Here is a 19,798-nt window from a genome sequence, read left to right as displayed (position 1 = left end):
CCATGTGGTGGGGGGTGGCCGCGGCCCTGCTGGCGAACCTGCTCTACAGCACCGGATTCGTGCTGGAGAAACGGGCGTTGGCGGCGATGCCCGAGGTGACCGTCCGGCAGCCCGCCCGGCTGCTGCGGCTGGTCCTCGGCAGTCCGCTGTGGATCGGCGGCTCCCTCGCCCTGGCGTCCGGCTTCGGCGCGCAGCTCGTCGTCTACCGCACGCTGCCGATCGCCGCCGCGCAGGGCATCTTCGTCTCCGGCCTGGTGATCCTCGTCCTGCTCTCCTCGGTGCTGCTCGGCGAGGAGACCTCGGGCCGCGAGCGGTACGCGATCGGGGCGATCCTCGTCGCGCTGCTCATGGTGGTCCTGTCCCTCAAGGAGGGCTCCGACACGGTCAGCCGCAGCGCTCCCGCCCCGCTGATCCTGCTCGTCTGCGTACCGTCGCTCGCGATGGGCGTCTGGCTGTACGCGTCCGCCGAGCGCCGCGCCCGCCACCGGCACCGCATGCCGACCACGGGCGTCGAGTACGGCGTGGCGGTGGGCCTGTTGTACGGGGTCAGCTCGCTGGCCATCAAGGGCGTGTCGAGCTACCTCACCTCAAGCGGCCTCGGCGGTGCGGTGGTCGATCTGCTCCGCTCCCCGTACCCCTATCTCCTGCTGTTCACCGGCGCATTCGGCCTGGTGATGTCGCAGGCCGCCCTCCAGCGCTGCCGGGCCTCGCTGATCGTGCCGGTCTGCACGACGGTGACCTGCCTGTTCACCGCGGTGCTCGGCACGCTCGCGTTCGGCGAGGCACTGCCCGAGGATCCACTGCGGCTGGCGCTGCGCATCGGCGGTACGGCGCTGGCGGTGTCCGTACTCCTGGCGATGCCCAAGCACGACCCGCCGGCGCAGCCCGGTCCACCATCACAGCACGATCCACCATCACAGCACGATCCACCGGAAGAGCCACAACCCCCGCCCCCCACAAGGGAGTTGACCACTGATGAACCCCGACGACCCGTTGCTGAAGATACTGGCGTGCCCGCTGGACAAGGGGCCGCTGCATCTCCTCGAAAAGGAGACGGAGGGTCCGGAGAGTACTGAGGACGCTCTCTACAACCCGCGTCTGCGCCGCCGCTATCCGATCGTGGACGGCATCCCGCAGCTCCTCCCGTCCTCCGGCGAGCAGGTGACGGACGACGAACACGAGGCCCTCTTGAAACGGATGTTGACCCCATGACCCTGGCAGCCCGTCTGGCCCCCTTCGTGCCGGTGCGGCTGGTCGCCGCCGCCGCCCGGTTCGTCTATCCGCGCTTCGAGCCCGAACTGGCCCGGCTCGGCGATCTCTGCCCGCCCGGCTGCGGCACGGCGGTGGACGTCGGCGGCTGGTACGGCCCCTGGACGCGCCGTCTGTCGCAGCGGGCGCACCGCGTGGTGACGGTCGAGCCCGTCCCGCATCTGGCCCGGCTGCTGACCGCCGCGACGCCCGGGAACGTCCGGGTGGTCCGGGCCGCCGCGAGCGACCGCCGGGGCACGGCCCGGCTGTGGCTGCCGTCCGGCGACCAGGGCGACCGGGGTGTCTCCTCACTCGTCCGGCGGGACATCCACGCCCGCGCCCTGGACGTCCCCTGTCTCACCCTCGACAGTCTGAACCTCCACGACGTCGGCTTCGTCAAGATCGACGTGGACGGCAACGAACTGGCGGTGCTGCGCGGGGCGACCACCCTCCTCACCCGTGACCGCCCGGCCCTGTTCATCGAACTGGAGGCCCGCATCCAGCCCATCAGGCCCGTCGTGTCGTTCCTCACCGAGCGCGGCTACAAGGGCTGGGTCCTGCCCGACGACACCTGGCTCCCCCTCGCCTCCTTCGACCTGGAGTCCCACCAGGCCCACGCCTCGCACGTGGTCTCCCAGGGCCTGCTGCGGCGGGTGCTGGCCTTCCGGAGCCCGGGGTACGTCCGGTACGTGAACTCGGTGCTCTTCCTCCCGACGGGCCGCACCCCGGGCGACGCGCACCGCGCGGGACACGTACGCCACGATGGGACGCATGCCTCCCGCCAAGCGACCCGATAGGCCCGCCGGCCCGTTCACCCCGCTCGACTTCCAGCTGGTCCTGCTGCGCCGCATGGCCGACCACAACCCGGACCTCGTGGAGGACGCCCGCCACGCGCTGGGCGTCTCGATCGCGGACATGCGCGAGGCCAACCGCCGTTGGCAGGCGATGCGGCATGTGCCGCGGGGCCGGGGAACCGTCTCGCGCTACCGCTCGATCCTCGGCGAACCGGAGTCGGTCACGCCCCGGCAGATCGGCGACCTGTCCTGCGAGGCGCTCCTGTGGCCGGTCCCCCTCTGGCCGGACCTCCGCTTCGAGGTGCTGGTGGCACCGAACGGCGCGGCCTGGAACGAGTGGCTGGTCCGCGCGCCGGGCGCCCCCTCCCCCGAGCTGCGCACCCTGGAGGACCTGACCCCGTGGTCCTGCGCGGTCGACGAGGCGGCCCGCGCCTTCGCGCCCGTCCGGCCGCTGGAGGGGTCGGCTCCGACGCGGTGGGGGCTGGCGTTCACGGCACCGGACGCGTCGGGCGTACCGCACGACTGCGTGGCGGAGTTCACGTACGGGTTGCTGCAGCGGATGGCGGTCACGGGGGCGCGCGGCTGACGTAGAGGAACTGGCCAGCGGCTGTAGGCCTACAGGCGTGGGCCTACCGCTGTTGGGCTGCGGCTGTGGGTCTACAGGTGTTGGCCTGCGGCTGTGGGCCTACAGCGGTTGGCCCACAAGCGTGGGCCCACAGCTGCTGGCCTGCGGCGGCGGGCCCCTCAGCGGATGGCGGCCTTGACGATGGCCTCGGCGACGACCGGTACCGAGGCCTCGTGCAGGAAGAGGAACAGATTGGGCTCGACGAGTTCCAGCTCCATGACGCGGGGTGCCCCGTCGTCGCCGTCCACCAGGTCCACGCGGGCGTAGAGCAGTTCGAGGGCGTCCGGGACGGCGGCCAACGCCCGTTCGGCGACGGCGAGTTCGGCGGCCGTCGGCTCCCACGGCGTCAGGTTCGGGTGCGGGACCTTGTCCGCGTCGTAGGCGGTGCCGGGTTCCAGGACGGCGCCCTTGCGGATGGCATGCAGGAAGCGCCCGCCGTAGAACAGCAGCGCCCGTTCGCCCGCCGTGTCGATGCTCCGCATGTACGGCTGCACCATCGCGGTCAGCCCTTCCGCGTGCATCCACTCCAGGTGCCGTACGGCCCTCTCGTGGTCCTCGGGCGTGTAGCGGGCGGCGTTCCGGGCCCCCGCCCCCGAGGTGGGCTTGACGACGTACTCGCGGTCGGCGGGCAGGTCGGCCGGGTCGCCGGGGGCGAGGTACCGGGTGTCGACGACGGGCACGCCTGCGGCGGCGAGGTCGCCGAGATACCGCTTGTCGGTGTTCCAGCGGACGACGGCCGCGGGGTTCGCCAGTGCCGTCAGCGCCCCGCACCGCTCGGCCCACGCCACGAACTCGGCCGCCCGCCAGCTGTAGTCCCAGGTGGAGCGGATGACGGCGAGGTCGAAGCCGTCCCACTCGACCTCGGGGTCGTCCCAGCACACGACGACGGCGTCCGCCCCGGCCCGCTCCACCGCGTCCGCGAGAACGGGCAGGTCACGGTCGTACCCCGACTCCGCTACCTCCCGGCAGGTGACGAGTGCGATGCGGGCGGCGGTGCGTGCCACGGCGGGCTCCTCATGGGTACGTCGGCTCCGGTGATCCCGCTCGCAGACTAACAACCGGATCGGGAACCGGATCAGGCCGCTTGACCTTCACCTTTGGGGAGGCCACAGCATCGGTGGCGAGACGAGGAACGGCTGCTCATGGGGGTGCGCGCATGGAGATGCTGACGATCGGGGCGTTCGCGAGGGCGTCCAGGCTGTCGCCGAAAGCACTTCGGCTGTACGACGAGCTGGAGCTGCTGCGCCCCGCGCGAGTGGACCCGGAGACCGGGTACCGCTACTACGCGCCAGAGCAGTTGGAGCAGGCACGCCTGGTGGCGTGGCTGCGGCGGCTGGGCATGCCGCTGGCCGGGATCCGCGAGGTCTGCGCGTTGGAACCGGCGGCAGCGGCGCGGGAGATCCGTGCGTTCTGGGCGCGGACCGAGTCGGAGACGGCGACACGCCGTGACCTGGCCGCCTTCCTCGTCGACCACCTGTCACGAACCGTCCCGGGAAACCCAGGTAAGCCGGGTGACCCGGGCAATCCGAGTAAGGACACCACGATGCTGGAACTCCGCTACTCCGCCCTGTCCGACACCGGCCGCGTACGCCCCGCCAACCAGGACACCGCCTACGCGGGCACCCGCGTCCTGGCCGTCGCCGACGGCTTCGGGTCCGGGGGCGCGCCCGCGAGCAGCGCGGCCGTCGAGGCCCTGAAGTTCCTCGACAGCGAGCCGCTCCCCGCCGGGAGCGTCCTCAACCTCCTGGAGGACGCGGTCCAGGGCGCCACCCGGGCCGTCCAGGAGGTGGCGGGCCCGACGAACGAGATCGGCACCACCCTCACCGCGATGGTGTGGACGGGCTCCCAACTGGCCCTGGTCCACATCGGCGACTCCCGCGCCTATCTCCTCCGTGACGGCGGCCTCTTCCGGATCACCCACGACCACACGATGGTCCAGTCGATGCTCGACGAAGGCCGTCTGACCCCGGAGGAGGCCACCGCCCATCCCCAGCGCGCCCTGCTCCTCAAGGCGCTGACGGGCAGCGGGCCCGCCCCGGACCTCGACGTACGGCTGCACGACGCCCTCGTCGGCGACCGCTATCTGCTGTGCTCGGACGGGCTGTCGGCCGTCGTGCCCGAAGCCACCATCAGGGACACGCTCGCGGCGGCCCCCGGACCGGACGAGGCCGCCCAGGCCCTCGTCAGGGCGGCGAACGACTCCGGCGGCCCGGACAACGTGAGTTGTGTGGTGGCCGACCTCGTGAACGCTGAATCCCATTAGGTTCCTCACGGGGTCTCAGCAGGCGATCACTGTTCCGCGGTTCCTCCGTCGTCGGCAGGGCGTCGGCGCGGGAAGAAGCCACGGCGCCGCCCGTCCGCGCCGGGTTCGACGTCCTCGTAGCCCTCCTTCCGCAGCCCGGAGCGGTAGGCACGGTTCATCACCAGCCGCAGCAAGCGGGGCAGCCCCGGGATCGCCCCGAGGGCCTTCAGCAGGAACGCGGGTGGCCCGCCCTCGGCGGCGGCCGAGCCGGCGGCGAGGTGTTCTCCCGCCAGCGCCATCAGGTCCGGCACCGTGCCACGGTCCACGTGCGCGCCGGGGGTCCACAGCCGCGAGCGCGCCACGGCGTCGTTGCCGGTCACCTCGGCGTGCTCGACGTCGATGAGCAGCGCCAGGTGCGGGGGCATCCCGCGCAGCGCCATCGTCTCCAGCAGCGCGGGATCGTCGGTGATCGCGCCGCGGCCGCGGACGTGCAGCACACCGGTGCGCCCCGGGACGAGCGCGGCGAACGAAAGCCGGTCGTCCTTCAGCAGGTTGTGGAGCGTGTCGGCGCGCTTGTTGCCCTTACGGTCCGGGATGACGAGCGTGCGGCCGTCCAGGATCCGCGCCACCTCCTGCCGGTCCCCGCGCGGGCTCGTGTCGCTCCTGCCGGACGAGTCCCAGGTGGACAGCGCGAGGAAGGGCGCCGCGGCCAGGAACTCGGCGACGCCGGGCCGGTGCAGGGGTCCGTCACCGGCGAACCCGGTGGCCGACTCGGCCGGGGCGGGCGGCTGCCACAGGCGGGACCGGAGGACGGCCTGTGCGCAGTGCACGTACGCCTCCGCGATGTCGACGGTCGTCTCCGCGCCCTTCCTCGCGGCCACCGAACCGTTGACGCGCAGGATCTCCCCGACGCCCGGCAGGAGGAAGAAGAACGAGACCGGACCGTGCGGGTCGCCGGGCTCGGGCAGGGAGAACGAGATCCGGGTGGGCGAGTGGACGCGTGCGAACCCCGGCGTGCCGCCGATGAAGGTCGTCCTGCTGGTGCCGTCGGCGTCGCGGTAGCCGAAGGCCGCGACCGGACACCGGGCGAGGACGGTCCGGCAGCCCTCGTCGAGGGCGCCGATCTGCTTGAGCATGACCGCCGACGCCGGGCGGCCGACGGTCGTCTCGACATCGTCCACCGTCGTCAGCCGGCGCAGGGCGCTCAGCCGGTTCTCCCGCACATCGGACGTGGCCTTGTTTTCCCAGGTCATGGCACTATTGTGAGCAATATCTCAGCTCTTTGGCTACTCGCTTTTCGCGCCCTGAGGAGGACCCCGGATGCCGTCGGCCGACCGCCGTCTTCAGCCACGTCGCAAGCCCCGCCAGGTGCGCGCGGAGCTCACCCGCGACCGCATCCTCACCGCCGCTGCTCACGTTTTCGCCGAGTACGGCTACGCCGCGGGCACCACGAACCGCATCGCCGAACGCGCCCGTATCTCCATCGGCTCGCTGTACCAGTACTTCCCGAACAAGGACGCCATCCTCGCCGAGCTGCTCGTGCGGCACATCGACCGTGGCACGTGGACGCAGGCCGACGAACTCGATCTGTCACCCGGGAGCCTGGAGGCGACGGTGCGGGCGCTGGTCCGCGACGCGATCGACAACCACCGCGACGATCCACAGCTGCTGCGGATCATGATCGAGGAGGCGTCGTTCTCGCAGGAAGTGCTCGACACGATCGAACGGCACGGAGAGATGCGCGTCGGTCAGGTGCGCGGTCTCCTCGCCCGGCACCCGGATGTCCACGTGCGGGACCTCGACACCGCGGCCGAACTGATCGTGACCACAGTGGAGATGAACACGCACATGCTCATGGCCGGCCCGCGGACCATCCCGGTCGAGACGTTCGAGAGCGAACTGGTGGCCATGGTCACCCGCTATCTGCGCGGCGATCAGTAGCGAGACCAGTGGCGAGGTCGGAAACGGGATCAGGGACGGGATCAGCGGCGAGGCGGGCGCGGAACGCTAGGAGACATCCGGCAGTCGGCGCGGCTCGACGCGTTCCTCGACGGCCGTGTCGCCGTCGCGGGTCACGATGTACGCGCCCTTGCCCGGGACTTCGGTGACCGCCTCGACCAGTTCGGTGCCGCGGTAGACCAGGCCCACTCCGTCGTCGGTGCAGTGGGTGGTGGGGAGCGTGCCGTTCGCGACGAGTTCGTGGACCAGGGGGCGGCGGCCGGCGTCGGTGTCGTAGTGGACGCCGTTCCGTAGGGGAGGAAGCCCAACGCGTCGGTCACCGGGCGGAGTTCGGGGCCGAAGGAGTCCGTGGTGCCGCCCCGGAACCAGCAGATCGAGCCCGCGCTGACACCGCTGAGGACGACGCCCGAGCGCCAGGCCCGGCGGAGGATGTCGTCGAGGCCGTGCACCCGCCAGACCGCGAGGAGGTTCGCCACCGAGCCGCCCATGACCCAGACGACGTCCTGGTCGAGGACGGTGCCCTCGACGTCGTCGAGATTCGGCATCGGGAAGAGGTTCAGGGGCGTGAGGTCGAAGCCCGCCACGCGTGCGGCCTCGGTCATACGGGCCGTGAAGTGTTCCGCGTCGCCTATGGCCGTACCCACGTACAGGACACGGGGGCGGCGGCCGTGGGCGCCCGACAGTTCGACGGCGTGATGCACAAGGGAGTTGAACGTCACCATGGTCCGGCCGCCCCCGGCCCGGTGACCACCGGAGGTGGCGAGGATGGTGGGCTCTCGCCCGTTCACAGGGGACGCGGTGGATGCGGGGGAATCATGGGATGCAGGGGAGGCATGGGGCGTGGTGCCGGACGCGGTCATGGCACCGGATCCTAACCACGGCCGTCAGAGGTCCTGTTCGTCGTTCTCCTCCGGGTCCCAGTCCAGCAGTCGTACCCTCGCCACCGTCTGTACGTGCCGGCGCATCGCGGCGGCCGCCCGGCCCGGCTGCCGGGCGACGATCGCGTCGAAGATCGCGCGGTGCTGCGTGAGTGAACGGGTGGGACGGCTCGGCTGGCGCAGCGACTCGTGGCGGCTCTCGGTGATCTGGTCGGCGATGGAGCGCATGAACTCGGCGAGGATGCCGCTGTGCGCGGCGGCCGTGACCGCCGCGTGGAAGAGCCGGTCGCCCTCGATTCCGTGTCCGCCCGCCTGGATCTCGTCCCGCATGTGGACAAGGGCGGAGTCCATGGCGGCGACGTCCTCGTCGGTGCGGCGCTCGGCGGCCAGCTCGGCGAGCTTGGTCTCCAGGGCCTCGCGGGCGTCGAGCACGTCCGGCAACCGGCGGCGCCGCTCCACGAGTTGCTCGACCGGTTCGGCGTCGAGGGTGTCGCGGACCAGGTAGGTCCCGCCGCCGTGGCGGACCTCGACCAGGCCCTGCACCTCCAGGACCACGATGGCCTGCTTCACCGAGGCGCGGCTGACGCCGAGGCGGGCCGCCAGGTCGCGCTCGGGCGGGAGTCGGTCGCCGGCACCAAGACCGCCCTCGGCCGCGTAACTGCGCAACCGGTCGAGGACCTGCTCGTACAGGCGCGGCTTGGCCGTCATCGGGCGCAGCGCGTCGGTCATGCCCGTCCCCCTTGTCACCTCTTGCGGGTGGTTCGTCCCCCTGTGGCGCAGCGTAACACCGGGGGTGACCGGCTCAGCGCCTCTGTGGACAAGTGGCCCAGTGGATGAGTGGCTGAGCCAATTTACGTCACTTCTCTTGACGCTCTCCACGAGCACCACCCAATGTGGTTCAGCCACTTGGCCAATCGGCCACCTCGCTCGCCACCCACTCGCCACCCGCTCGACAAGGGACCCAAAGACGGGAGCCCGTATGTCCGCCGAACTGATCTCGATCCTTGTGCTCGTCGTGGTGTTCGTGATCGCCACCACCCGCTCCATCAACATGGGCGCCCTCGCGTTCGCCGCCGCCTTCGGAGTCGGCGAACTCGTCGCGGATTTCGACACCGACACGATCTTCGCCGGTTTCCCCGGCGACCTCTTCGTCGTACTCGTCGGCGTGACCTATCTGTTCGCGATCGCCCGCGCCAACGGCACCACCGACTGGCTGGTGCACGCCTCGATCCGGCTCGTGCGCGGGCGGGTCGTACTGATCCCGTGGGTGATGTTCGTGCTGACGGGCGCGCTCACCGCGATCGGCGCGGTCAGCCCGGCCGCCGTCGCCATCGTGGCGCCGATCGCGCTGAGTTTCGCCGCGCGCTACCACATCAGCCCGCTGCTGATGGGCGCGATGGTGGTGCACGGCGCGCAGGGCGGCGGCTTCTCCCCGATCAGCATCTACGGGACGATCGTCAACGGCATCGTCGAGCGCGAGAAGCTGCCCGGCAACGAGATCGCCCTGTTCCTCGCCTCGCTCGTCGTCAACCTCGTGATCGCGGGGGTGGTGTTCGTCCTGTTCGGCGGGCTGAAGCTGCGGAACGACGAATCGGTCACGGAGACGGTCTCGGTCTCGGCGTCCTCCTCGGCGTCGTCGGCGGTCTCGGCCTCGGCCTCGTCGTCGGCGAGCGCGGGCGCGGACGCCGATGAGAAGAGCGAGCCCGAGGGCCCTGAAGCCGACCGCAAAAAGGACCCTTCAAAAGAGGAGCCTTCAGAGGAGCCCGCGGACGACACCACGCGGCTCAACCCGGCCCGTATGGCCACCCTCGCCGCTCTCGTCGCCCTGGTCGTGGCCGTGCTCGCCTTCGACCTCGACGCCGGCCTCACCTCGATCACCCTCGCCGTTCTCCTCAGCACCTGCTGGCCGGAGGACAGCCGCAACGCCGTTTCCCAGATCGCCTGGCCGACGGTCCTGCTGATCTGCGGTGTGCTGACGTACGTCGGTGTCCTGGACGAGATGGGCACGATCGACTGGGCCGGCGAGGGCGTCAGCGACATCGGCGTCCCGCTGCTGTCCGCCGTGCTCCTCTGCTACATCGGCGCGCTGGTCTCCGCGTTCGCCTCGTCCGTCGGCATCATGGGAGCGCTGATCCCGCTGGCCGTGCCGTTCCTGGCGCAGGGCGAGATCGGGGCGGTCGGCATGGTGGCGGCGCTCGCGGTGTCGGCGACCGTGGTGGACGTGAGCCCGTTCTCGACGAACGGAGCGTTGGTGCTCGCGGCGGCACCAGGCGTCGACCGGGAGCGTTTCTTCCGGCAGTTGATGATGTACGGAGGGATCGTGGTGGCCGTGGTCCCCGCCGTGGTGTGGCTCGCGCTGGTGGTCCCCGGCTGGGGATGACACCGGCCGCGCCAACCGTGTGGACAGCGGCCTTCGACGGCGGCTTCCTACGGCGGTTCCCTACGGGCGACCTTCGACGAACGACTAAGGAGTACGACGCGTGTCCCCTCTCTCCCCGGTTCTCTTCCCGGCCCTGACCGAGGCCCAGGCGGACCCGGACGGCCCCGGCGCGCACCGGCCCGCCCTGCGCTTCGGCGACCGCTCCCTGACCTACGGCGAGCTCGCGGCCATCGCGTCCCCCCTCGCCGCCAGAGTCGCGGAGGCCGGCCGGATCGCCGTCTGGGCCACCCCCACCCTGGAGACCGCCGTCGCCGTGGTCGCCGCGCTGCTGGCCGGAGTCCCCGCCGTACCGCTCAACCCGAAGTCGGGCGAGAGCGAGCTGGGACACATCGTCTCGGACAGCGCCCCGACGCTGGTGCTCGCCGCACCGGGAACCCAACTCCCGCCCGCACTCGCCGCGTTGGACCGCGTCGACATCGACATCAACGCGGACATCGACGTACGCGGAACGGGGGCGGCATCTCCTGCCACCGGCGCCCCCGCCACCGTCGGACTCCCCGGCCTCACCCCCGAAACCCCCGCCCTCGTCGTCTACACCTCCGGCACCACCGGCCCCCCGAAGGGCGCCGTCATCCCCCGCCGGGCCATCGCCACCACCCTCGACGCCCTCGCGGACGCCTGGCAGTGGACCGGTGACGACGTCCTCGTGCACGGTCTCCCCCTCTTCCATGTGCACGGCCTGATCCTGGGCATCCTCGGCCCGCTGCGCCGCGGCGGCTCCGTACGGCATCTGGGTCGCTTCGAAACGGCGGGCGTGACAAGGGAGTTGAGCGAGGGCGCCACCATGCTGTTCGGGGTGCCGACGATGTACCACCGGATCGCGGAGACCCTGCCCGACGACCCCGCGCTCGCGAAGGCGCTGGCCAGGGCGCGGCTGCTCGTGTCGGGGTCGGCGGCCCTGCCCGTGCACGACCACGAACGGATCGCGGAGGCGACCGGGCGACGCGTCATCGAGCGGTACGGGATGACGGAGACCCTGATGAACACCAGCGTCCGCGCCGACGGTGAGCCGCGCGCGGGCACGGTCGGCGTCCCGCTTCCGGGCGTCGAACTGCGGCTGACGGAGGAGGACGGGACCACGGCCGTGGAGGCGTACGACGGGGAGACCGTCGGCGAGATCCAGGTCCGCGGGCCGAACCTCTTCACCGAGTATCTGAACCGCCCCGAGGCGACCGCGGCGGCCTTCACCGGGGACGGCTGGTTCCGCACCGGTGACATGGCGGTGCGCGACCCCGACGGCTACGTACGCATCGTCGGCCGGAAGGCCACCGACCTGATCAAGAGCGGCGGTTACAAGATCGGGGCGGGCGAGATCGAGAACGCGCTGCTGGAACACCCGGGCGTGCGCGAGGCCGCGGTCACCGGCGAACCGGACGCCGACCTGGGTGAGCGGATCGTGGCGTGGATCGTGCCCTCGGATCCCCAATCACCACCTTCCGTCGATGAGTTGGCGGATCACGTGGCCCGGCGCCTCGCGCCCCACAAGCGGCCCCGCGTCGTCCACCACCTCGACGCCCTGCCCCGCAACGACATGGGCAAGATCATGAAGCGTGCGCTGACCCATGACTGAGGGCGTCCCGCGTTACACGGCCCGCGAGGCGATCGACCTGGTCACGTCCGGGTTCACCGAACTGACCGGCCCCGTGGGCCCAGTGAGCCCCGCAGGCACTGCGAGCACGGCAAGCTCCGTAAGGGAGTACGGGCCGGGCGGTCCCCTGTCCTGGCAGGGTTACGAGGCCTCGCGTGCCCGCGCCGCCGCCCGCACGGGTGAGGAGGAGTCGGTCGTCTGCGGTACGGCGACCGTCGGCGGGACGGCAACCGTGCTGATCTCCTTCGAGTTCGGCTTCCTCGGCGGATCGCTGGGCGAGCGCACGGGTGACCGGCTGGAGGCGGCCTACGCGTACGCGCGCGAGCACCGGCTCCCGGTCGTCTCCCTCGTCGCCACGGGCGGCAGCCGCATGCAGGAGGGCATGCGCGCGCTGGTCCAACTCCAGCGCGTGGCACGGCAGTCGACGCTCACGCGCGCGGCAGGGCTGCCGCAGATCGCGGTCCTGCGCGACCCCACGACCGGCGGCGGCTGGGCCACCCTGGGCGCGGGCGCCGATGTCGTCCTCGCCCTCCCGGGCGCCCAGGTCGGCTTCGCGGGCTCACGCGTACGTCCGCCCGAGGCCGACCCGGCGGCGTACACGGCGGAGGCGCAGTTGGCGGCGGGAGCGGTCGACGCGTTGGTGCCACCGGCGGAGTTGCCCGGGCTACTAGGGCTGTGGCTTCACCTGTTGAGCCACCCGTCGGCCGAGCCGGTCCCGCCCCCGCCCGCCCTGGCCGACACCGGCCTGCCGGCCACCGGCTGGGAGGCCGTGGGCAACGCCCGTTCATCGCAACGCCCCCGCGCCAGCGCCTACTTGGACTCCTACCTCGACCGTCGGGCGGAGATCAGCGGCGACCGCTGCGGCGGCACGGACGACGGGATGCTCTGCGGGTTCGGCGTACTGAAGGACGGCGGCCGTACCGTCGCCTACGCGGCCCAGACCGGCACGGCCACCCGCCCGGCCGGCTACCGCACCGCCGCCCGGCTGATCCGGCTCGCGGACCGACTCCGTATCCCCGTACTGACGTTGGTGGACACCCCGGGTGCCGCCAACGACGCGGAGGCGGAACGGCAGGGCGCGGGCGCGGCGATCGCGGACGTGTTCGGAGCCGTGGCCGCCGCCGGAACACCCGTCACCACGCTGCTGCTCGGCGAGGGCGGCTCGGGCGGCGCGCTGGCCCTCGCCGCACCGGACAACACCTGGGCCACGCCGGACAGTTACTTCTCCGTCATCGCCCCCGAGCTCGCGGCGGCCATCCTCAAGCGACCACCGGAGGAGGTACGCGCCACGGCGGACCAACTCCGCATCCGCCCCCAGGACTTGGTGGACCTCGGTGTCGTACGCGGCATCGTGGAATCACTGAAGTCCCAGCCATAGCAGGCCCGTTCCAGGAACGAAGGCGCCGCCTCCCGGCCCCAGGGGGAGGCGGCGCCGTCCGCGCCCGTACGGTCCGTGCCGTGCCTACCGCACGCCCACCGCCCGGACGATCTCCTGCGTCACCGAACCACCCCGGTCGTCGCTCGCCGAGGCCCGCAGCGACACGTACTCCGCGCCGCGCGGCACGGTGACCGTCCCCTTCCACTCAGCCTCACCCGAGCCAGAACCGGAGCCGGACAGCCGTACCGTCCGCCACGACTTCCCGTCGTCGTAGGAGACTTCGAGCTTCCCGCCGCCGATGGTCCCCGTGGCGCCGGTGTCGGTCGCGCCCGCCACGTACGAGGAGTGGATCCCCACCGGCAGCCGGCTCCCGCCCCGCACGTTCCCCGCGAGGTCCGTATCGACGTCGAAGCCGAGGTTGAGCAGCGGCAGTACGGTCCAGCGGTCCTCGGGTGTGGCCGCCGACCTGAACGTCCACTCGGAGTGGCCCTTGGTGGAGAGCTTCCAGCGGTCCGCGTCCAGCGTCGTGTCCGTGACGACCTTGTACGTGTGCTCGTCCGCGGGGGCGTCCGAGACGTAGACGCCGGAACTCATCCGCCGGTCGACCAGTTCCCCGTCGAGGTACACCTCGGTGAACTGGGTCATGCCGGTCTCATCGCTCCACACGTTGCCGAAGCCCGTGTGGTCGGGCCCGGAGTCGCCCCAGCCCGGGGTGTTGAACTGCAGCTGGCCGCCCGCCCGTTGCTGCCCCCAGCCGAGCCCGCTGCCGAGCCACGGCTGCCAGACGGGCCGGAACCAGTCGAGGTCCGGACGCGTACCCCCGCGGTAGCGGACGAGCCCGCTGCGCTCCTCCAGGTCCCCGGCGCCGACGTTGACGGACTCGTGCCACAGCTGGCCAGAGCCGGTGGACACGTACTCGGTGCGCTCGGCCGGGAAGTCGATCCGCTCCTGGAAGCCGATGCCCATGGGAAAGGAGTCGTCGGTGAGCGAGTACCGGAACTCGCTGCCGGACACGGGCTTCACGGCATGGAACCTGGTGTCCAGCACGGCGAGTTGGCCGCGCGAGGGCTCGTACGTCAGATCCCGGGCCGGGATGCTCCCGCGATGCCCTTCCGAAAGGTCGTACGTGTAGGGCGTGTTGCGTGTCCCGTTCGTCTCGGCCCTCTTGGCCGCGCGCAGGCGGGCAGCGTCCGCCGTGTTCACCGTGGCGATCTGGATCGGCCGGTCGGCGTTGTCGTCGGTGCCGAACCAGGCGTTGAGCCGTCCGGGCACGTCGTCCGTCACGAACAGGGCCTCGGCGCCCGCGTCCTGGGCGGCCTGCGCGATCGCGGCGGGCTCCGCCCCCTCCCGCATCCGGACGAGAACGGCCTTGCCCCGTACGTCCTTTCCGCCGTACTCCCCGGTGCCGACATCGACGAGCGGCAGCTTGCGGCGCCCCTCGACGAGCGTGCTGCCGGGCTGGACGACGGCCTCCCCGACCCCCTTGACCTCCAGCATCGGCTTTCCGAGCCGCCACACGGTCCGGTACTCGAAGCTGCCCTTCGTCACCTTCGCCGTGGGTGCCGCGAAGACGCTGTCGTACCTGACCGGCACCTGGACGGCCCCGAAGAGGTCCGAGCCGTTGGCCGCGCGGTCGTACTCCATGAGCAGTTGCCGGGTCTCGGTGCGCCGGTCGACACGGGCCGCGACCTCCCTCAACCTGCGTCCGTCCAGGGTGATTTCGCGGTCCCGGTCGAGGTCGATCTCGGGTGCGGCCAGGAAGCCGAGCCCGAGCGAGTCGGCGCCACGGCTGCCGCGTACGTCGAGGAAGGTGTTCAGGCTGTACGTGCCGGGCTTCAGTCTCAGTTCCACCGTGCCGGAGTCACCGACCGGGGCCGGGAACGGGTCGACGCCCTCGGCGAGCCGCTGCACGACGAGGTCGGCGGCGGTCGCGTCCCCGGCGCGGTCCTTGACGTGGACGGTGAGCGTGTACCGCTCCTCCTCCTTGACCAGGCCGAAGGCGGTGTGGGCGACGGTCGCGCCGTCCGCCGCCGAGGCCACGATCTGCCCGCTGGTGTTGCCCACCGGAGCCTTGCCGCCGTCCCCGGTCACGGTCGTGGAGGCCGCCCCGTGCGCGGGCACGGTCAGCATGGAGTCGGCGAGTGTCGCGACCCCCTCGGGCGCTCCCCGCACGGCGAGGCTCAACTCGACCGCCGTGTCGGAGGAGTTGGTGTAGGTGACGGTCCTGGTGACCGGCTCGTTCGACTCGTAGGGCCACTGGTAGAAGCCCAGATCGGCGCTTCCCGTCGCGGTGACCGACGCCTTCACGGCCTCCGGCACGCTCACTCGCCCGGACCCCAACACATAGGCGGACGCGTCGAGTTGCTTCGACGTCGACATCAGGGCGTTCTTGAGCTGTGCGCCGGTCCAGTCGGGGTGCCGCTCGGCGAGGAGGGCGGCGACGCCCGCGACATGGGGTGTCGCCATCGACGTACCGCTCATGGCGGTGTAGTCGCCGCTGCCGACCGCGAGCCGGGAGCGGGCGGCGAGGATGTCGACGCCCGGGGCGGACAGGTCGGGCTTCAGGGCGTTGTCGCCGTACCGCGGGCCCGCGCTGGTGAAGTACGCGGCCTCGTCGGCGGAGTCGACCGCGCCGACGGTCAGCGCTGAGTCGGCGGCGCCGGGCGACCCGATGGAGGAAGGGGCGCCGGTGTTGCCCGCGGCCACGACGAAGAGGGCGCCGGTCTCCTTCGAGAGGGTCTCGACGGCCTGGGCCATGGGATCGGTGCCGTCACTGGGCTCGGTCGACCCGAGGCTCATCGAGACGACCTCGGCGCCGACGTCCCGCGCAGCCCACTCCATGCCCGCGATGATCTGCGACTCGCTGCCCGAGCCCTGGTCGCTGAGGACCTTCCCAACGGCGAGCGTGGCACCGGGCGCGACGCCCTTCTCCTTGCCGCCGGACGCGGCGCCGCTGCCGCCGACGGTCGAAGTGACGTGCGTGCCATGGCCGTTGCGGTCGGCGACCTCCTCGCCCTCGATGAAACTCCGGGTAGCGGAGACCCGCCCGTCGAGGTCGGGATGCCCGACGTCCACCCCCGTGTCCAGCACGGCGACCGTGACGCCCTTGCCGGTCAGTCCCGCCTCCCACGCCTCCGGCGTACCGATCTGGGCATTGCTTTCGGCCATGTCGGCGCGGACCCGCCCGTCGAGCCAGACCTTGTCGATCCCGTCCTGCCGGGTCAGCGCCCGCCAGAACGTCCGCCCCTTGTCGGCGTCGACAGCCGCGCCGTGGACGCTGGGCAGCCCGCGCGTCCTCTCGGCACCGCGCGGAGTCGCCACGCGCGCGCCCTTCTCGTACGTGACGATCAGCGGCAGCTCGCCGGTCTTCCGGTCCGTGAGGCCCTGTCGTATCAACTCACTGACGTCGAACAGCCGTTGGTCGAGGGTGCCCGCCCGCAGATGGGGCAGCGCCTCGTCCGGAACGACGGTGACGGCGCCGTTCGCCGTCTGCGTACGGACGGCTCCGGTGGCGCCCCGCGGCCGTTCGACGGTGACCGTCTTCCGGCCGCCGCCGAGGTCGGTGACGGTCACCTTGTCGCCGGTGACGAGGGTGACGGTGTGGGCGGCGGAGGCGGCGCGGGTACGGGCCTGGGTTCCGGTGTCCTGTGCCTCGGCGTCCTGCGCCTCGGCGCCGCCCGTGGGCAGCAGGGCGATCATGAGCCCGGCCGACGCGAGCGCCGCCCCACGTCTCGCGGATCCTCTGGTCATCCGTACCTCTCTCATCTCGGATTCATCGCGGGTTCTTCGCGGATGCTTCTCGGACCGGGGTGGTGCCCGGGTGCTGCGAAGAGTCTCGGGTGGCCGATGTGGCGGCGGTGCCGACCGGACTTGGCGGAAAGCTGCCCTGGCGGTTTTCCGCCAGAGAGCGGGTGAACGACCTGTGGAAACCGCGACAGCGCCAATTACCGTCCGTGACAATGGGTAGGTCAGCAGTCACGGACAACGGGGGTTCTGCCACACCATGGACGGTTTAGTGGAGTTCAAGACCGACGACGGTGCCGTGATCGTCGTCGAAGGCGCCGAGGACGAGTCCGGCTCCCGGCTGGTCGCGCGCGCGGACGGCACGGTCCAGGCGGCCCGTACGTTCGAGAGCTCCCTCGAAGGGGTGCGGGCGGCCGCCGAGTCGGCACTCCGCGTCTCCGGGACGGCTCGCTGAAGCCCGACACCGTGGAGATCGAGTTCGGGGTCAAACTGACCGCGGAGGCGGGCGCGTTGATCGCCAAGAGCGCGGTCGAGGGCCATCTCGTCGTCAAGCTCTCCTGGTCACCCGATGGGTCCTCCGGTGGCTCCGGTGGGTCAGACGGTTCACCCGGGCCCGCCCCGGGCTCCCCGGAGGCCACCCCGGTCTCATGAGCAGCGCTTCCTGGCACGCGAGAATCAACTGCGGACGCGACACCGGTGCCGGCTTCCTCGTCACCGAGCAGCACGTCCTGACCTGCGCCCACGTCGTCGCGCACAGCGACGCGGCCCCGGTCGTCGTGCCCTTCGCGCACGGCGGCGAGGGAGAGGTGCCCGCCCGGGTGATCGCGCACGGCGGCTGGGACGGGCGAGACACCGACCCGGGCGACCTGGCCGTACTCGAACTGGACCGCCCGGTCTCGTTGAAGCCGGCGGAGTTCGCGACACCGTCCGACGCGTACGGGGATCCCCCGCGCAGGCTTCTCGCGTACGGCTTCCCGAAGCGGTACGACGAGGGCACGCTCGCCGAATACCGGGCCACCGCCGACCAGTTGATCGCCGGCGAGTGGGTCCAGCTGGAGGCTTGGGCCGCGCACGGCCAGCCGCTGGCCCCCGGCTTCAGCGGCGCCGCGGTGACCCTCGCGGAGACCGGCCGCGTCGTGGGCATGGTCTCCGCCGCCGCCCGCAGCCCCGAGATCCGCAACGGCCGCATGCTCCCCACCCAGATCATGGCCCGCTACTGGCCCCGCCTCGGCGACCTGATCCCCACCCCGGACTACGACCAGCCCCAGAAGGAACGCCTGCGCCGCCTGGTGGAGGCAGCGGAAAGGGATGGCGCCCCTTCAGGGGCGCGGGGAACTGCGCGCCCAGCCCCCACGCACCCGCAGCAGACACACAACCGAACCGCCCGCCCCTCCCGGCTGATGCCGAACCCCGACTGCCTCCTGCGGGCCCTGGACCAGCTCGGCGCGTCGCCGTCGGTCGCCGAGCTGACCGCCGCGAACGCCATCGGCCTTCCGCTTCCTCGGCTACACCCGCTCTGAGCCGCACAAGCAGCGCCTGCTCCGCGCGGGCTGCGAGCTGACCACGGCCTCATGGGCGCCCCTGATCCAGGCACTCCCCAACACCTGAGCCCCCGCCGACCGCCCGAGCCTCTCCGTCCGCCACCGGCGTCCCCGTCGGAGTCCCCGTCGGAGCCCGGCCGGCGTCCAAGACCACCCGTCCAGCGGCACCCCACCCGGCCCACCACAAGAGGCGACACCCCGTCAGGTCCCCCACGATGCGAAGGAGGACCGCCGCCCGGCCGAGTCCCACCGTCCGTGCTCTCGGGAGGACCCGCCATGACCGCCAGCCTGGAGCAGTTGCGCCGCTGCCATTTCGCCGTCGACATGGGGGCGGCGAGGACACGTGTCTTCGTGAAGGGCGCCGGGCTCGTCGTGGACCAGCCGAGCGTCGCCGCCGTGAACACGAAGACCGGCGCCCTGATCGCCGTCGGCGAGTTCGCGGAGAAGATGACGGGCCGCACGCCCGACTACATCCGTGTCGTACGGCCCGTCTCCGGCGGCACGGTCGTCGACATCGAGATGGCCCAGCGCATGCTCCGCCAGCTGCTCGGCGACAAGGTCCGCCGCGCCCTGCGCCGCAAGCCCCGGCTGCGGGCCGCCATCTGCACCCCGCACGACGCCGACCCGCTCGCGGAGCGCGCCGCCGTCGAGACGCTCGTCGGGCTCGGTGCGCGGCGCGTCGAACTCGTCGACACGCTCATCGCCGCCGGCGTCGGCTGCGGACTGCCCGTGGAGCGGCCCGAGGCCACCATGATCATGGTGTGCGGGGCCGCCGCCACCCAGGTCGCGGTGCTGTCCCTCGGCTCGATCGTGACCGCCGCGCGCATCCCCGTCGGCGGCGAGGCCATCGACCACGCGATCGTCCAGCACCTGCGCCACCAGCACGAGCTGATGCTCCCGTCGCAGTCCGTACGACCGCTGCAGCTCGCCCTCTCCGGGAACGGGCTCACCCCGCACGGCCCCGCCTCCACCGAGATCCACGGCAGGGACGTGGCCACCGGCCTCGCCCGTTCCGTGCAGGTCGACACGGCCGCCGTGCGCGACGCGATCCAGACCCCGCTGACCGCCGTGCTCGACGGCATCGGCAAGGTGCTGCGCGTCTGCCCGCCCGACCTGGTGGCCGACCTCGCCGACCGCGGGATCATGATGGTCGGCGGCAGCGCCCTGCTGCCGGGCCTCGACCAGATGCTGCGGCACGCGACGGGCATGCCGGTGCACATCGCCGAACGCCCCGACGTGTGCGCGGTCCTCGGCCTGGGCGCGATGCTGGAGGGCCGGATCGAGCCCCTGGCCCTAGACCCGCTGGCCACCTGAGCGGCCGCCCCGAACGCGGACCGTACACAGACCCATACGCAGCTTGT

At 71.9% G+C, this 19,798-nt stretch carries 15 protein-coding genes and 2 pseudogenes; 12 read left to right on the top strand and 5 right to left on the bottom strand.

Annotated features, from left to right (window positions below; genetic code table 11):
- Positions 1-2 precede the first annotated feature (2 nt).
- The 4 genes from QF035_RS35410 to QF035_RS35395 are packed head-to-tail and all read left to right on the top strand — an operon-like array spanning position 3 to position 2,628.
- Positions 3-1,076, top strand: coding sequence for a hypothetical protein (locus QF035_RS35410; RefSeq protein ID WP_373466784.1), 1,074 nt, complete (start codon positions 3-5; stop codon positions 1,074-1,076).
- The gene (locus QF035_RS35405) at positions 976-1,212 is read left to right on the top strand and encodes a Trm112 family protein (protein ID WP_307524746.1); all 237 of its coding nucleotides are present in this window, start codon (positions 976-978) and stop codon (positions 1,210-1,212) included. The genes QF035_RS35410 and QF035_RS35405 overlap by 101 nt, the downstream gene beginning before the upstream one ends.
- On the top strand, positions 1,209-2,045 hold the full coding sequence (locus QF035_RS35400; protein WP_266740126.1) for an FkbM family methyltransferase: 837 nt from the start codon (positions 1,209-1,211) through the stop codon (positions 2,043-2,045). The genes QF035_RS35405 and QF035_RS35400 overlap by 4 nt, the downstream gene beginning before the upstream one ends.
- Positions 2,011-2,628 carry a hypothetical protein gene (locus tag QF035_RS35395; RefSeq protein ID WP_307524744.1) on the top strand — a complete coding sequence of 206 codons (618 nt, stop codon included), beginning with the start codon at positions 2,011-2,013 and terminating at the stop codon, positions 2,626-2,628. The genes QF035_RS35400 and QF035_RS35395 overlap by 35 nt, the downstream gene beginning before the upstream one ends.
- A 158-nt stretch (positions 2,629-2,786) precedes the next feature.
- Here the strand turns inward: QF035_RS35395 and QF035_RS35390 are convergent, their stop codons facing one another.
- Positions 2,787-3,671, bottom strand: coding sequence for an ATP-grasp domain-containing protein (locus tag QF035_RS35390; RefSeq protein ID WP_373466783.1), 885 nt, complete (start codon positions 3,669-3,671; stop codon positions 2,787-2,789).
- Positions 3,672-3,823: 152 nt separating this feature from the next.
- Between QF035_RS35390 and QF035_RS35385 the strand changes: the two genes are divergently transcribed.
- On the top strand, positions 3,824-4,930 hold the full coding sequence (locus tag QF035_RS35385) for a MerR family transcriptional regulator (protein ID WP_307524742.1): 1,107 nt from the start codon (positions 3,824-3,826) through the stop codon (positions 4,928-4,930).
- Between the two features lie 26 nt (positions 4,931-4,956).
- On the opposite strand, the gene QF035_RS35380 is transcribed toward QF035_RS35385, so the two are convergent.
- Positions 4,957-6,162 (bottom strand): pyridoxamine 5'-phosphate oxidase family protein, encoded by a 1,206-nt coding sequence (locus QF035_RS35380; RefSeq protein ID WP_307524740.1) that lies wholly within the window; start codon positions 6,160-6,162, stop codon positions 4,957-4,959.
- Positions 6,163-6,229: 67 nt separating this feature from the next.
- On the opposite strand from QF035_RS35380, the gene QF035_RS35375 reads away from it, so the two are divergent.
- Positions 6,230-6,850 carry a TetR/AcrR family transcriptional regulator gene (locus QF035_RS35375; RefSeq protein WP_307524738.1) on the top strand — a complete coding sequence of 207 codons (621 nt, stop codon included), beginning with the start codon at positions 6,230-6,232 and terminating at the stop codon, positions 6,848-6,850.
- Between the two features lie 66 nt (positions 6,851-6,916).
- On the opposite strand, the pseudogene QF035_RS35370 reads toward QF035_RS35375, so the two are convergent.
- Both QF035_RS35370 and QF035_RS35365 read right to left on the bottom strand, forming a co-directional pair.
- Positions 6,917-7,656 (bottom strand): annotated as a pseudogene (locus QF035_RS35370) (Type 1 glutamine amidotransferase-like domain-containing protein).
- Between the two features lie 96 nt (positions 7,657-7,752).
- The gene (locus tag QF035_RS35365; protein ID WP_307524737.1) at positions 7,753-8,475 is read right to left on the bottom strand and encodes a FadR/GntR family transcriptional regulator; all 723 of its coding nucleotides are present in this window, start codon (positions 8,473-8,475) and stop codon (positions 7,753-7,755) included.
- A gap of 250 nt (positions 8,476-8,725) precedes the next feature.
- On the opposite strand from QF035_RS35365, the gene QF035_RS35360 reads away from it, so the two are divergent.
- The 3 genes from QF035_RS35360 to QF035_RS35350 all read left to right on the top strand — a co-directional run bounded on the left by QF035_RS35360 (position 8,726) and on the right by QF035_RS35350 (position 13,152).
- Positions 8,726-10,126, top strand: a complete 1,401-nt coding sequence (locus tag QF035_RS35360; RefSeq protein ID WP_307524735.1) for an SLC13 family permease — start codon at positions 8,726-8,728, stop codon at positions 10,124-10,126.
- Between the two features lie 100 nt (positions 10,127-10,226).
- Complete coding sequence (locus QF035_RS35355; RefSeq protein WP_373466782.1) at positions 10,227-11,756, top strand: acyl-CoA synthetase; 1,530 nt, start codon at positions 10,227-10,229, stop codon at positions 11,754-11,756.
- Positions 11,749-13,152, top strand: a complete 1,404-nt coding sequence (locus QF035_RS35350; RefSeq protein ID WP_307524733.1) for a carboxyl transferase domain-containing protein — start codon at positions 11,749-11,751, stop codon at positions 13,150-13,152. The genes QF035_RS35355 and QF035_RS35350 overlap by 8 nt, the downstream gene beginning before the upstream one ends.
- 84 nt (positions 13,153-13,236) lie before the next feature.
- On the opposite strand, the gene QF035_RS35345 is transcribed toward QF035_RS35350, so the two are convergent.
- The gene (locus tag QF035_RS35345; protein ID WP_307524731.1) at positions 13,237-16,902 is read right to left on the bottom strand and encodes a S8 family serine peptidase; all 3,666 of its coding nucleotides are present in this window, start codon (positions 16,900-16,902) and stop codon (positions 13,237-13,239) included.
- Between the two features lie 253 nt (positions 16,903-17,155).
- On the opposite strand from QF035_RS35345, the pseudogene QF035_RS35340 reads away from it, so the two are divergent.
- The 3 genes and pseudogenes from QF035_RS35340 (at position 17,156) to QF035_RS35330 (ending at position 19,751) form a co-directional block, all read left to right on the top strand.
- Positions 17,156-17,547, top strand: a pseudogene (locus QF035_RS35340) (CU044_2847 family protein).
- Positions 17,544-18,416: a S1 family peptidase gene (locus QF035_RS35335; RefSeq protein WP_307524729.1), complete on the top strand. Its 873-nt coding sequence runs from the start codon at positions 17,544-17,546 to the stop codon at positions 18,414-18,416. The pseudogene QF035_RS35340 and the gene QF035_RS35335 overlap by 4 nt, the downstream one beginning before the upstream one ends.
- A gap of 297 nt (positions 18,417-18,713) precedes the next feature.
- Complete coding sequence (locus tag QF035_RS35330) at positions 18,714-19,751, top strand: rod shape-determining protein (RefSeq protein ID WP_055618758.1); 1,038 nt, start codon at positions 18,714-18,716, stop codon at positions 19,749-19,751.
- Positions 19,752-19,798 lie beyond the last annotated feature (47 nt).

The sequence above is a fragment of the Streptomyces umbrinus genome, assembly GCF_030817415.1.
In the GTDB taxonomy this organism is placed as follows: domain Bacteria; phylum Actinomycetota; class Actinomycetes; order Streptomycetales; family Streptomycetaceae; genus Streptomyces; species Streptomyces umbrinus_A.
The sequence above is the reverse complement of the archived record's forward strand: the minus strand, read 5'-3'. Positions and strand labels throughout refer to the sequence as shown.

Excerpts from the sequence above, each read along its gene's own strand:
- QF035_RS35330 (WP_055618758.1), top strand. The coding sequence starts at position 18,714 with ATGACCGCCAGCCTGGAGCAGTTGCGCCGCTGCCATTTCGCCGTCGAC.
- QF035_RS35350 (WP_307524733.1), top strand. The coding sequence starts at position 11,749 with ATGACTGAGGGCGTCCCGCGTTACACGGCCCGCGAGGCGATCGACCTG.
- QF035_RS35405 (WP_307524746.1), top strand. The coding sequence starts at position 976 with ATGAACCCCGACGACCCGTTGCTGAAGATACTGGCGTGCCCGCTGGAC.
- QF035_RS35380 (WP_307524740.1), bottom strand. The coding sequence starts at position 6,162 with ATGACCTGGGAAAACAAGGCCACGTCCGATGTGCGGGAGAACCGGCTG.
- QF035_RS35410 (WP_373466784.1), top strand. The coding sequence starts at position 3 with ATGTGGTGGGGGGTGGCCGCGGCCCTGCTGGCGAACCTGCTCTACAGC.
- QF035_RS35335 (WP_307524729.1), top strand. The coding sequence starts at position 17,544 with ATGAGCAGCGCTTCCTGGCACGCGAGAATCAACTGCGGACGCGACACC.
- QF035_RS35365 (WP_307524737.1), bottom strand. The coding sequence starts at position 8,475 with ATGACCGACGCGCTGCGCCCGATGACGGCCAAGCCGCGCCTGTACGAG.
- QF035_RS35385 (WP_307524742.1), top strand. The coding sequence starts at position 3,824 with ATGGAGATGCTGACGATCGGGGCGTTCGCGAGGGCGTCCAGGCTGTCG.
- QF035_RS35395 (WP_307524744.1), top strand. The coding sequence starts at position 2,011 with ATGGGACGCATGCCTCCCGCCAAGCGACCCGATAGGCCCGCCGGCCCG.
- QF035_RS35360 (WP_307524735.1), top strand. The coding sequence starts at position 8,726 with ATGTCCGCCGAACTGATCTCGATCCTTGTGCTCGTCGTGGTGTTCGTG.
- QF035_RS35345 (WP_307524731.1), bottom strand. The coding sequence starts at position 16,902 with ATGACCAGAGGATCCGCGAGACGTGGGGCGGCGCTCGCGTCGGCCGGG.
- QF035_RS35400 (WP_266740126.1), top strand. The coding sequence starts at position 1,209 with ATGACCCTGGCAGCCCGTCTGGCCCCCTTCGTGCCGGTGCGGCTGGTC.
- QF035_RS35375 (WP_307524738.1), top strand. The coding sequence starts at position 6,230 with ATGCCGTCGGCCGACCGCCGTCTTCAGCCACGTCGCAAGCCCCGCCAG.